The sequence below is a fragment of the Lacticaseibacillus thailandensis DSM 22698 = JCM 13996 genome, assembly GCF_001312865.1.
Taxonomy (GTDB): domain Bacteria; phylum Bacillota; class Bacilli; order Lactobacillales; family Lactobacillaceae; genus Lacticaseibacillus; species Lacticaseibacillus thailandensis.
In genome coordinates, this window is the sequence record NZ_BBER01000001.1 from 615,317 (window position 1) to 627,528 (window position 12,212).

Genomic DNA, 12,212 nt, shown 5'->3' on the forward strand with positions numbered 1-12,212 from the left:
ATCCTCCCAAATTCTACACATAAAATTATAGCCTCTATTGTGCCGCTTTTAGCCCAATAAATCAAGCATTACGCCCATGGTTGGGCGTATATTGGCGCCAAAAACAACAGCGCTGACCAAATTTTTGGTGCCCGTGGGTTGCAAAAGCGAACGGATGTTCGTATAATATGAATTGCAAACAAACGTTCGGAGGCGGACAATTATGGACATGATGAAAACAATGGGCACCTGGGAACGGCTCGGCCACTCCCTTGCCGACACGTACCACCAACTTTTTGACCTTGATTTTGATCAGCCATTACCCACAATGCCAACCAGCCAGGTGCAGTTGTTCACCGCTCAGGCCCTGACCAACCACTACCTGGTCGCTCTGCGCCTGCGTGCCGTTGACCGCCCCGTGGTGGGCCACCTACAGCGGCACCTGGATCACCACCGCCTCCTGCTCACGGAATTCAACAGCAATGTGGTGCGCATCGTCGACCCACGCGACTGCACCTATATCCAACGGGTGCAGTAGCCAGCACTGGACGTTCAACCGCTGACAACCCAGCATTAAAGACAATTAGGCCCCAAACCACTACGGTGAAAGTCATTTTCATCATAGTGGTTTGGGGCCTAATTTACGCTACCCGTCTAGTTGACTACGCGTTTGCTCCGCTAGTTGCAGGAGTTCCTGGGCGTGCTCCCGGGTGAGCTGCGTTACCGCCGTCCCAGCTAACATGCGCGCCAGCTCATCCACGCGTTCGCGCTCACTCAACCGAGCCACCGTGGTCATCGTCCGCCCATGGTGGACCGACTTAACAATCTTGAACTCGTGATCAGCCATCGCCGCTACCTGTGGCAGGTGCGTGATGCACAGCACCTGCGAGTGGCTAGCAATACTACTAATCTTGTTGGCAATGGCCTGCGCCACCCGCCCAGACACGCCAGTATCAACTTCATCAAAGATGATGCTCGTCACGCCATCAGACTCGGCCAAAATCGTCTTAATGGCCAACAAGATCCGCGACAGTTCACCGCCACTGGCGATGCGGGCCAACGGCTGCGCTCGCTCACCGGGGTTAGTCTGAATGTAAAATTCGACGACATCAACCCCATTAGGCGTGAACGCGTCGGGAGCGTGATCGGCAAAGTGGACGCTGAATACGGTCTTGGCCATGTACAACGCCTGCAGTTGTTGGTGCACCGCGGTGGTCAACTTTTGCGCAACCTGCTGCCGTACCTGCGTCAGTTGTTGGCCCAGTTTAACCAACTGGTCGTACAATTTTTGCACGCGGCCGTCAAGACCCTCAGCGTCCGAAGTCGTGGCTTCCATGGTGGCTAATTCCTTGTGAGCCCGCTGACCGTACGCCAAAATCTCGTCCACCGAATCACCGTACTTACGCTTCAACTGCTGAATCAACGCTAACCGTTCCTCAATTTCATTGAGACGGTTTTCGTCCCACTCCAACCCGTCAATTTCTTTGGACAGGTCCGCCTGCGCGTCCTGTAGTGAGTAATAGGCATCACTAATCGTCTCGCTCAGCGACCGGTATTCGTCCCCCAAATCGGCGATGCTTTCCAGTTGCTGCATGGCTTCACCCAGCGCGTCCACCGGGTTGTACTCACCATTATCAAACACGTCGTAAGCCGCGGCCAGGGCGTTTTGAATGCGCTGAAAGTTGGCCAAGCGCTCACGTTCGGATTCCAACTCGTCTTCTTCACCACTGTGCAAGTCGGCTGCGTCGATCTCTTGGACCTGAAACTTTAACATATCCAACCGCTGGGCCCATTCCTGCTCGTTTTGCTGCTTCTGACGCAACGTTGACAACGATTGCTGGTAGTCCCGATATGTGTGCCGATACTGCTGCAACAAATCGTGTACAGCCCCATCGGCATACTGGTCCAACATCCCCAAGTGCTTTTCGGGATGGTTTAATTCTTGGTGCTCATTTTGCCCGTGAATATCCACGAGCGTTTCACCCACGGAGCGGAGGTTGCCCGTGGTGACGATCTTACCGTTAATGCGGCACACGCTCCGCCCCGCACGCGTTAGGTCACGTTCGAGCAGAACCTGCCCGTCATCCGGCGCCAAACCTAAAGCCGCCAGGGCAGCGATGGTGTTATGGTTGTCCCCCACCAAGAACTGCCCTTGCAACGTTGCTTTGTCCGCACCGGTACGAATAAACTCGCTGGAACCGCGCGACCCCGCCAGTAGCGAGACCGCGTCAATGATGATCGACTTCCCCGCCCCGGTTTCACCCGTAAGCGCGGTCATCCCGGTCTCAAAGCTCAGGTCCAGTGACTCAATAATTGCAAAATCACGAATAGAAAGTTCCTGTAACATGGTTTCACCCCACCATATCTTGCAAGGTATCAGCTAGCTGTTCGGCCGCCACGTCACTCCGGCAGATAATGAGGATACTAGCGTCGGCTGGAATCATGGCAAAGATACGCCCGTCAGTCTGCGCCGCTAACAGCGTCGCCACCGCCGGCCCGGACCCCGGTACCAACTGCAAATTAACGAATTTATCCAGAACATCGATACTAGCGTACACACCCCGCAGCGTCCGTTCCAACTTCTCCGTGGGCGAAGCTTGTTGCGCGGGCGGTAGGCTGTACCGGTACCGGCCGTTAGCGACTGGCACCTTGACCAACTGCATGTCCTTGATGTCGCGCGACACTGTCGCCTGCGTGACCTGCACACCCGCGTCGGCCAACAGGTCAACTAACTGACCCTGCGTTTCGACCGCGTACGAATTTAATATCGTTTTGATGATATCCTGGCGTGCTTGCTTGTGCATGGCGGTGTCCCCCAAATGAATTAATAATTTACGTACATTATACCAGTCAATGGTGCAGCTTGCGCCACCACCACGCTAGGATTTCAGTTCGGCGTACGCCGCGTCGATCACCTGGTCTACATCGACCGTGGGCTCAATATGGGCGTCCGTCGCGTTAACCTCGTTACGCAGGTGGACGAGGAACTCAATATTGCCACCGCCACCAGTAATTGGTGAGAAGTCGAGGCCTAAAACTGAGTAACCATTCTCTGCCGCAAAGTTGACGATCCGCGTCACCACGTCATGGTGAACCTGCCGATCACGCACAATGCCATGCTTACCCACGTTTTCCGGACCCGCCTCAAACTGGGGCTTGATGAGCATCACGGCGTGCCCGCCCGGCACCAAGATGGGCCGCAGTGGCGGCAAAATTAGCCGCAACGAAATAAACGATACGTCAGTCACCGCAAATTCTACCGGACCATACTGGAAATCATTAGGCTTGCAGTAACGGAAGTTAACCTGTTCCATCACGTGCACCCGCGGGTCGGAGCGTAACTGCCACACTAACTGGTTCGTCCCCACGTCCAGGGCGTAGACCTGCTTGGCCCCATTTTGAAGGCAAACGTCAGTAAAGCACCCGTACTCGAACCAATGTCGAGCACCGTGGTATCGGTGACGTCAATGTTAAAGACCTTGAGGGCCTTGGCGAGCTTGAGCCCGCCCCGACTCACGTAGGGCAACTTCTTCCCCTTGGCGTGTAGTTGGGTATCGGCATCAATTTTGGTGCCGGCTTTGTCCAGCCGCTCATTATTTTGGTCGTAGACCTCACCGGCCATAATCGCGCGCTTCGCCTGTTCCCGGGAAGTAAACAGTCCCTGAGCTACAGCCAGCACGTCAACTCGTTCTTTCATTACGTTCACCTAGCCTAACATTGCTACAATATCGATTAATAGGGGGGCCGGAACGGATAGGCGGTCCAGCGCACGCCGCGCCGCCTGTAACTGCTCGGTCAAGGCCGCCTGGGCCCCCGCTAAGCCCAACAGGCTAACGTACGTGTTTTTACCGGCAGCCGCATCCTGACCCGCCGTTTTACCAAGTTCCGCCGACGACTTCGTGGCATCATTAATGTCATCACGAATTTGAAACGCCAGTCCAAACGCCGTGGCAAAGTCATCCAGGGCCTCAGTATCGCCATCACTGACTGTCGCAACCGTGGCGCCCATACGGACCGCAGCCAGTAACAACGCTCCCGTTTTGTGGGCGTGCATGCGCACCAGCTCGCCCCGCGTCAATGGGGTGCTACTACCGGTGGCCGCAATGTCCATCATCTGCCCCGCCACCATGCCACGAGAACCAGCACCAACCGCCAGCTGGGCGGTCAACGCACTGCGTACCGCCGCTGGTAACGATGCCCCCGCAACCAAGGCAAAAGCATCCGTCAGTAATGCATCACCCGCGAGGATGGCCGTGGCCTCATCAAACTGGATGTGGTTCGCCGGTTGCCCGCGGCGCAACTGGGCGTCATCCATGGCCGGTAAATCGTCATGAATCAATGAATACGTGTGGACGTATTCAATTGCCGCCGCCACGTGATCCAGTGGCGTAGCGGTTACGCCCATGGTCGTCGCAACGGCGTACACCAGCAGGGGCCGTACCCGCTTACCCCCAGCAGCCAGCGAGTACTGCATGGCCGCCGCTAGCCGCGGTTGGTGGGCTTGCTGCGCATAGTCCAGCATGAACCGCGTTAACGCGGGGATGTGTTCGTCCGCAAACGCCTTAATCCTCTTGCTCTGGTTCAAAGTCCTTCAGCTCCCCATCGTCAGTCATTACCTTGGCCACCGCCGTCTCGGCGTCTTTTAACGTCCCGTCTAGCTGCTTGGCCAACGCCACACCCTGCTGAAACTGAGTCAACGCCTTTTCCAGCGGCACGTCACCCTTTTCCAGGGTGGCGACGATCTGCTCAAGCTCTTGCAGCTGCGTTTCAAAGCTCGGTTGTTGTTCGTCACTCATGATGTTTTTCCTCCTCGATGTTCACCGTCTTGATTGTCGCGTCCACCGACCCGTGATCAGCGTGAATCGTGACGTCCGCACCCACCACGTATTCGTGGGCGGTGCGTAATACATGCCCCTGGCGTCGGTCGTATAGGCATAGCCCCGGCTCAGTGTCCGTAAGGGGCTAAGGCTATCCAAAGCCGCCGCCAGTTGCGCCACCCGTTGTCGCCGTTGTTGCACGGTCGCCCGCGTGGCGGCGCCTAGCCGCCGCTGGAGGTTCGCTACGGTAACCTGGTTACTACTAATGCGTGCTGCCAATCCCGACCGCTGCAGGCGACTTTGCGCCAAATTTAACCGGCTGCGCAATTGGGCCAGTTGCGCCGGAAAACTGCGGAATAAACGTGACCGCAGTAAGTCCAATTTTTGCATCTGCCCGTCATATAACCTTGATGGTTGTGTGAGCACGACACTTTGCCGCGCCCGGTCGAGCCGGTACCGCAGGCGCGCCAGGATTGCTGACTGGGCCCGCACCAAGCGTTGGGCCAATTTGGTCACGTTTTGCCCCGCCTCCGCTGCGGTCACCGGCGTCACGTATTCGGCCGCGGCCGTCGGGGTGGCAGCGCGATAATCGGCGGCGTAATCCGCAATGGTCACGTCCGTTTCGTGACCCACGGAGGAAATTACCGGTATGTGCATCGCCACGATGGCTCGCGCCACCGCTTCCTCGTTGAACGGCCACAAATCTTCGAGTGAACCACCACCACGACCAATGATCACGGCGTCAAAGCCGCCGTACTGGTCAACGCGTTGTAGCTGCCTGACGATATCGGGTGCCGCCGCATCCCCCTGCACCTGCGCTGGAAACAACGTAATCGCTAATTGGGGGTAACGCCGACGCACGGTAGTAATAATATCGTGAATCACCGCGCCACTAGGACTGGTGACCACCGCGACTTTACGCGGATACTGGACTAACGGTGTGTGGTCGTGAATAGCGTACAGGCCCTCTTTGCGCAGCCGTTCGTTGAGCTGTGCATACGCCAACGCCAGCACCCCCTGCCCCGCGGGTTCCAGTCGCTCAATTGTCAGCTGGTAATTACCCGAAGGCTCGTACACGGTCACACGCCCCACGGCCAGCACCGCCATGCCGTCCTCCAACTTGAAGGCCAACTTTTGGAAGGCTGATTTAAACATGACGGCGCTGATCTTGCGTGCTCATCCTTCAGGGAAAAGTACTGGTGGGCGGGACGCAACCGGAAGTTAGACACTTCACCCGCGACAAACACCTGCTTCAAGTACGGATCAAAGTCAAATTTTCGCTTAATGTACCGGTTCAACATGCTGACTGATAAGTATTCACTCGCATCAGGTGTTGCCATCTGCATCCCCTCCATACCTATAGATTTCGCGTTTATGTAATAAAGGCCCGGGACAAAAGCAATCGTCTCGAGCCTTTTTTATTGTCACGCCCACCGCGTAGGCGGCTTGGCGTTACTCTTGCTTAACAAAGTTGCCCAACACCCCGTTAATAAACTTCACGGCGCTGTCATCACTGTACTGCTTGGCTAATTCGAGCACTTCGTTGACGGCCACCTTATCGGGCACGTCATCTTCAAACTTAATTTCGTACAGGCCTAGCCGTAACAACACTAGATCCGGCTTGGACAGGCGGGCCATCGTCCAACCTGACCGTAGTTCTGGCTTGATAGCGGCATCCAGCTCATCGCGCTTAGCCAATACCCCATTGACCAAGTCAAACAGGTACTCTGGGGCAACCTCATTTTTGGGCAAAGCCGCCTTATACGTCATATCCCGGTCCCCGTCTGGATTCAATTCCAGCGCAAACAGGGTTTTGAAAGCAGCTTCACGAATTGCGTGACGCGTTAACATCAATCGTCTTCCTCTGTTGTTTCGTCTTCCTCATCGTCCTTAAACAAGTCCGTCTTGTCGACCGCGGGCGCCTTTTCGGGCACCACACCGACAACGTGGACGTCGACCTGGGCCAACTCCAGATCCGTCATGAACAATAGTTGTTCACGTAATGTTTTCTGAATCGCCAGGGCAACTTTAGGGACACTCACGCCATAGTTCAGATAAACGTAGACATCGGCGTGCACCTGGTCGCCATCAACGGTGACCGTCACCCCTTTGCCCCGGTTAGCCCGGCCAAACCACGCATTGATGCTCGAAGCCAGCGACCCACGCATCTGATAGACACCATCCACGTTTACCGCCGCGATGCCCAAAATTACTTCCAGTACTTCCGGGACAATTTCAATGGTCCCCGTACTGTCTGGACGACTTGCTAAAACAATATTTGTGTTTTCAGCCATGAGGCTTACCTCCCGTTTCTAAACGTTACGCACGAGAAATGTACGTGCCATCCGTCGTGTTAATGGTCAGCACGTCACCAACGTTAATGAAGAACGGTACCTGGACAACCAGACCGGTCTCCAAAGTAGCGGGCTTGGAACCACCAGAACTGGTATTACCACGGATGCCCGGTTCCGTTTCAGTTACCTCAAGGTCAACGGTCTTCGGCAATTCAACACCCAGCGTTTCGGAACCGTGCATGATGATGCTGACCATCATGTTTTCCTTCAAGTATTTCAAAGCGTCGCCCAACTGATCGGCAGTGAGGCTTAACTGTTCATAGGTATCGTTATCCATGAAGTAGTAACTGTCGCCATCGGCGTACAGGTACTGCATGGATTTGGTATCGATTTGGGCCTGTTCCACTTTTTCGGTTGAACGGAAGGTCTTTTCCTGAACGGCACCCGTCCGCAGGTTTTTCAAGGTTGAGCGCACAAAAGCACTACCCTTGCCTGGCTTGACGTGTTGAAATTCAACGATGCGCCACAGGTCATGGTCAACCTCAATGGTCAAGCCGTTTTTAAAGTCATTTACAGAAATCATGCATGGTCCTCCAACTAATTATTCTCAACCAATGATACCAATGACGGGGCACGGTTGCAAGGTTAACCAACCCGAACCGTCGCCGGCACAGCCATTACGTACACCAATCAGCCACGCCCAACAATAACGTAGTCCGACCCTTGCCGTCCTAAATATCCAGGTGTAGCAACTCGGCCGGTGCTGGTGTTGACAACTGCTGGACGCCACTATCAGTCACGAGCAAATCATCTTCGATGCGCACCCCACCGATACCCGGCAGGTAGATTCCGGCTCATCGGTCAACACGTTACCAGCAACAATCGGTGTTTCCATATAAACGCCCCAGGCACCAGGACCCTCGTGAATATCACGCCCGATACCATGACCTGCCCCGTGACCAAAGTTCTGCTGGTAGCCCGCCGCATCAATAGGCTGGTGCGCCTGGGCCTGAATGTCTTTGCCTAATACTCCGGGCCGCATCATTGCCGCCACCCCCCGATTAGCCTGGTAGACCAACCGGTAGATCTTGTCCAACTGGGGATCAGGTGTACCAATTGCAAAGGTGCGCGTCAGGTCCGACATGTAGCCGTGGTAGGTACAACCCCAGTCCAACGTCACAACGTCGCCCGCTTCAATCGCCTTGTCGTCCGCAAAGCCATGGGGCAAAGCCGACCGGTAACCGGAGGCAACGATAGTGTCAAAGGACACACCTGACGCGCCTAATCCCCGCATGTAAAAGTCGAGGTCGTTAGCCACTGCGCGCTCCGTCATCCCAGGACGGATAGTAGCCAGGACGTGGCGGTACCCGTCTTCGGCAATGTCCACCGCCTTCTGAATCAAGGCCACTTCCGCTGGCGACTTCACTTCGCGCAGTCCCGCGACCAGGTGGCGGGTACCCCGTAGTTGGGCCGCGGTGGCCCCCGCGAGGACTTGATAATCAGCAAACGTCATATACTCGGCTTCAAAGCCTAACTCCTTAACGTCATCCTGGTCCGCCAACTTGCCCACTGCTGGGAGCAGACCGTGATGATGCTCCACCACGGTGGCCGCGTGTATTTCGTGCTTAGCCACCTCAATGAACCGTGAGTCCGTCACCAGATATGCTTGTGTCAGCGTCACCAATAACGCACTTTCGTCGCCACTAAAGTCACTGACATACGACACATTCACCGGGTCGGTTAAGACGATTGCTTTGAGGTCCTGATCACGCATCACCCGACGTAATTCTTCAATTTTAGCCATTAATTGTTGCTCCCGTCTAAATTAATTATGTATGAGAAATTCATTACACAACCATTGTAGCAGAAAGCCGTCCCGATGAACGTTAGCGCACGCGCACAAATAAATTTTTGGCGGTACGGCGGTGTCAGGACCAACAGTGGCCGTCCAAAAGTGTTAGCTTAATTTTTCTTGCCACTTGCCAATTTGGCCAACCGAGATGTAAACAGCTTAGGAATGGCAGGACGTATGAATTGGCACAAAAAAAAACGCCCCCCAAGGGACGCTTCATCGTTCTAATTAGTCGGCAGCTGCTTCAGCAGGGTAAACCGAAACCTGCTTGCGGTCGCGGCCCAGACGTTCGAACTTCACGATGCCGTCGCTAGTGGCGAACAACGTGTCGTCACCACCACGGCTAACGTTAGTGCCTGGGTGAATCTTAGTACCGCGCTGACGGTACAAGATGTTACCAGCCTTAACGAACTGGCCATCGGCACGCTTGCTACCAAGACGCCGACCAGCAGAGTTACGGCCGTTAGATGTGGAACCGCCCCCCTTATGGTGGGAGAGGAATTCAAGGTTTTGCATTTCCATGAGTGTTACACCTCCGTGTGTAGAGTACGTTAATTACTTAACGTTAATGGCGTCGATCGTCACCTTAGTGTAAGGCTGACGGTGGCCCTTCTTCTGGTGCTGGTGCTTCTTAGGCTTGTACTTGTAAGTAACAACCTTCTTCTGGCGGCCCTGCTTCTCGACCTTACCAGTGACGGTTGCACCATCAACGAATGGAGTACCAACCAAAGTGTTGTCACCACCGACGAAAACGACTTCGTCAAAGGTAACAGTGGCGCCTTCTTCAGCGTCAAGCTTTTCAACGTAGACAGGTTCGCCCTGTTCTACCTTGTACTGCTTGCCGCCAGTTTTAATAATTGCGTACATGAGTACACCTCCTACGTGTCCGGAAACCGGACGTTTTCCCTGATTACTCGCCAAACTGGGTGCTAGGCTTTGATACCCAAGTCCGTGCGGTTGCAGTCGCAGGGTGCAAATACAACGTGTTGATTATAGCAGGGACCGCCAGGAAACACAAGCATCCGCCCATAATTAAAAGCCACCATCCCCAATGATAGTGACCCACTCACGCCCTAAAACTGCCACGATGTGCCAAGCGAGAGTCACATGCTATGGTTATCCTAAGGAATAAGGCAAGGTGGGCATACTGCGATCAGACCATTTCACACTTATTTCACATAACTCACAACTGTTTAGTTACATACACCGGACCTCGTTTTACTTTCCCATCAACAATATCATTTTAGGAACACAACAACATTGGGACCTTGCTAACTTCTCTTCCTGCCAAAATGCCTGCGGGCACGTATGTGTGCTCTACTTCTTCTTTCGTGGATCGGGTTCACCGGTCACAGCTTCCATGCCTTCTACAGTGACAATGATTTCACGGCCGAACTTTCGCCAACTACCTGCCGGCCACTTATCCGGATTTTGGCGTAAGCTCGTACGCACATACGTTTTGTTCTTACCCCATATCTCTGCAGCTTCCGTAGATGTTAATAAATCTGCATCATTCAAATTAATTTTTGCCATAGTTCACCATCCAAAAAAACAATCACAACAATCAGTGCCAAAGAAGAAACGTCCGCCGCTGTTGAAATAGCCGAAATGGAAATTGAGAGCACATGGTCAACAAACGACCAAATATTAAGTGCGCCCGTTATTAGCGCTACCACCAGCAAAACGATATTTTTATTCATGGAATTCGAAATGAAGGTACCGACAGCAAGAGGTGTTGGCCCGTTGCCTGAAGCTTATTTGTCTTTCTTCTTCTTGGACGCGGCTCTCAGTGCTGCTATGCTGGCGACTAGACTTGCAATTCCCGCAGCTACATTCTTGAAGATTTCAGACCAACTAACGGCGTCCTTCATCTTCTTGCCTTCTTTCATCTGTGATAGTAACCCTTCTGGGCGTTAGCGTCGACTCCTTGAAGAGTTTTTTTTCTTTACAAAAAAATAGCTCCACCCCGATTCCGGAGTGGAGCAAACATTACTTAAAGCTGCCAAGAGCCTCATTGCTGTGGGTATAGTCACGGCAAGCCACGTAGTACGTTTAGCCTTTAGTGGCATGGTAAGCCACATGTAGATAGGAACCGTTGCGCACGTAACCGTAGTACTTAACACTCTCGCCAGCATAAAACTTGGCCCCGGTAGGCTCGATCCCCGGATAGTACCACACTGTCAATGTCCCGTCAGGTAAAAAGTACCATTCTCGCCCGTGATGGTGTATTTGCACTCCTTGTAGGTCTTGGCTACGAACCTAGCAGCAGCCAAGCGTGCGGCCACATGGTCCACAACGCTGTCACCGCCATTGCCACCTGTTGAAGTCCCCAGATTACCACCAACATTAATAGCTGGTGTGGACGGCTTTGGCCGGTTGCTCGTGTTGCTCGTGTTGTCAAACAAAAACTTGCTAACGTCTGCTTCTTTGAGCGACTTTGGCAAATCATCAATTCCAGACAACTTGCCGTCTTTATCCAATTTCAGCGTGTCCACATCTAATAGTACCCGCACAGCCTTACTGTTTCTGGCACCTGCCTGAGAATGGATACAGGCAAAAGTGTGAAATGACATGTGAAATAGAGCCTGATTATAGCAAATTTGCGCACTCATTTCGCATTCTATTTAACAGTTTTTGTTTGTCTTGATTTTTCATTGCGCTACATTGCGTTGTAACACTAGTTTATGTGCCAAGCGGGGTTCGAACCCGCGACAAATGGTTTAGAAGACCATTGCTCTATCCAGCTGAGCTATTGGCACGAATAACGGATAATATTATAGAAACAACCCGGTCGCCCTGTCAATCGCCATGGTATAATGAAACTCCTTGGCAGGGGCAAGCGACACCGGTAATTTAATCGGTGCCGCTCTTTTTGTTGTGCCGGTGCATGTAACCCCGCAAGCCGTACAGCCCGCCCACGATTAGGACCATCCACAACGCTAGGAGCAACAGGAACCAGCTCCAACTGAAGAGGACCAGGGTAATGGCAGCAATCACGCAGCCAATGATAACCGCCACAATCAGGTTGAGCGGCTCGTGCAAAGCAGTAGTGACGGTAAAAAGCAACCCACCGACAATTAAGAAAATGAGTATATCGATAATCATGGCAATCCTCCCGTTAGTAGTATAGCGAAAGCCTGGGTCCCGGGGCAAATATTTTGCGCCCACCAACCCACGCGCTATGCTCACCCGCAAAACGATCACCGCCCCGCACCCACAGAATGACCTGGCGACCCACGCAGACACACGATCACGAAGGGTTCGTCGTAC

General features: G+C 53.7%; 14 protein-coding genes, 1 tRNA gene and 2 pseudogenes. 1 reads left to right on the forward strand and 16 read right to left on the reverse strand.

Features of this window, described 5'->3' with window-relative positions; all coding sequences use genetic code 11:
- Positions 1–202: 202 nt before the first annotated feature.
- Positions 203–517, forward strand: a complete 315-nt coding sequence (locus JCM13996_RS02965) for a hypothetical protein (RefSeq protein WP_054749516.1) — start codon at positions 203–205, stop codon at positions 515–517.
- A 108-nt stretch (positions 518–625) separates the two neighbouring features.
- Here the strand turns inward: JCM13996_RS02965 and recN are convergent, their stop codons facing one another.
- The 16 genes and pseudogenes from recN to JCM13996_RS03045 all read right to left on the reverse strand — a co-directional run bounded on the left by recN (position 626) and on the right by JCM13996_RS03045 (position 12,047).
- Positions 626–2,326, reverse strand: a complete 1,701-nt coding sequence (gene recN, locus JCM13996_RS02970; protein WP_054749517.1) for a DNA repair protein RecN — start codon at positions 2,324–2,326, stop codon at positions 626–628.
- A gap of 4 nt (positions 2,327–2,330) precedes the next feature.
- Positions 2,331–2,783: an arginine repressor gene (locus tag JCM13996_RS02975; protein WP_054749518.1), complete on the reverse strand. Its 453-nt coding sequence runs from the start codon at positions 2,781–2,783 to the stop codon at positions 2,331–2,333.
- Positions 2,784–2,858: 75 nt separating this feature from the next.
- Positions 2,859–3,676: pseudogene (locus JCM13996_RS02980) on the reverse strand (TlyA family RNA methyltransferase).
- Between the two features lie 9 nt (positions 3,677–3,685).
- Positions 3,686–4,564, reverse strand: coding sequence for a polyprenyl synthetase family protein (locus tag JCM13996_RS02985; protein ID WP_054749519.1), 879 nt, complete (start codon positions 4,562–4,564; stop codon positions 3,686–3,688).
- Positions 4,542–4,775 carry an exodeoxyribonuclease VII small subunit gene (locus JCM13996_RS02990; protein WP_054749520.1) on the reverse strand — a complete coding sequence of 78 codons (234 nt, stop codon included), beginning with the start codon at positions 4,773–4,775 and terminating at the stop codon, positions 4,542–4,544. Before JCM13996_RS02990 ends, JCM13996_RS02985 begins: the two co-directional genes overlap by 23 nt.
- Positions 4,768–6,136 (reverse strand): annotated as a pseudogene (xseA, locus tag JCM13996_RS02995) (exodeoxyribonuclease VII large subunit). The gene JCM13996_RS02990 and the pseudogene xseA overlap by 8 nt, the downstream one beginning before the upstream one ends.
- A gap of 112 nt (positions 6,137–6,248) precedes the next feature.
- On the reverse strand, positions 6,249–6,647 hold the full coding sequence (nusB, locus tag JCM13996_RS03000) for a transcription antitermination factor NusB (RefSeq protein WP_054749521.1): 399 nt from the start codon (positions 6,645–6,647) through the stop codon (positions 6,249–6,251).
- Entirely contained in the window at positions 6,647–7,090 is a 444-nt protein-coding gene (locus tag JCM13996_RS03005; protein WP_054749522.1) for an Asp23/Gls24 family envelope stress response protein, read from the reverse strand. The genes nusB and JCM13996_RS03005 overlap by 1 nt, the downstream gene beginning before the upstream one ends.
- A 25-nt stretch (positions 7,091–7,115) precedes the next feature.
- On the reverse strand, positions 7,116–7,673 hold the full coding sequence (gene efp / locus JCM13996_RS03010; RefSeq protein WP_054749523.1) for an elongation factor P: 558 nt from the start codon (positions 7,671–7,673) through the stop codon (positions 7,116–7,118).
- Between the two features lie 213 nt (positions 7,674–7,886).
- Positions 7,887–8,894, reverse strand: coding sequence for a M24 family metallopeptidase (locus tag JCM13996_RS03015; protein WP_225353422.1), 1,008 nt, complete (start codon positions 8,892–8,894; stop codon positions 7,887–7,889).
- Positions 8,895–9,170: 276 nt separating this feature from the next.
- Positions 9,171–9,464 carry a 50S ribosomal protein L27 gene (gene rpmA, locus JCM13996_RS03020; RefSeq protein ID WP_054749524.1) on the reverse strand — a complete coding sequence of 98 codons (294 nt, stop codon included), beginning with the start codon at positions 9,462–9,464 and terminating at the stop codon, positions 9,171–9,173.
- A gap of 33 nt (positions 9,465–9,497) precedes the next feature.
- On the reverse strand, positions 9,498–9,809 hold the full coding sequence (gene rplU / locus JCM13996_RS03025; protein ID WP_054749525.1) for a 50S ribosomal protein L21: 312 nt from the start codon (positions 9,807–9,809) through the stop codon (positions 9,498–9,500).
- Between the two features lie 450 nt (positions 9,810–10,259).
- Entirely contained in the window at positions 10,260–10,475 is a 216-nt protein-coding gene (locus JCM13996_RS03030) for a helix-turn-helix domain-containing protein (RefSeq protein ID WP_054749526.1), read from the reverse strand.
- A gap of 647 nt (positions 10,476–11,122) precedes the next feature.
- Positions 11,123–11,554 (reverse strand): phage scaffolding protein, encoded by a 432-nt coding sequence (locus JCM13996_RS03035; protein ID WP_082383775.1) that lies wholly within the window; start codon positions 11,552–11,554, stop codon positions 11,123–11,125.
- Between the two features lie 73 nt (positions 11,555–11,627).
- Positions 11,628–11,701: transfer RNA gene (locus JCM13996_RS03040), tRNA-Arg, on the reverse strand.
- Between the two features lie 94 nt (positions 11,702–11,795).
- Positions 11,796–12,047 carry a hypothetical protein gene (locus tag JCM13996_RS03045; protein WP_054749528.1) on the reverse strand — a complete coding sequence of 84 codons (252 nt, stop codon included), beginning with the start codon at positions 12,045–12,047 and terminating at the stop codon, positions 11,796–11,798.
- Between the last annotated feature and the right edge of the window lie 165 nt (positions 12,048–12,212).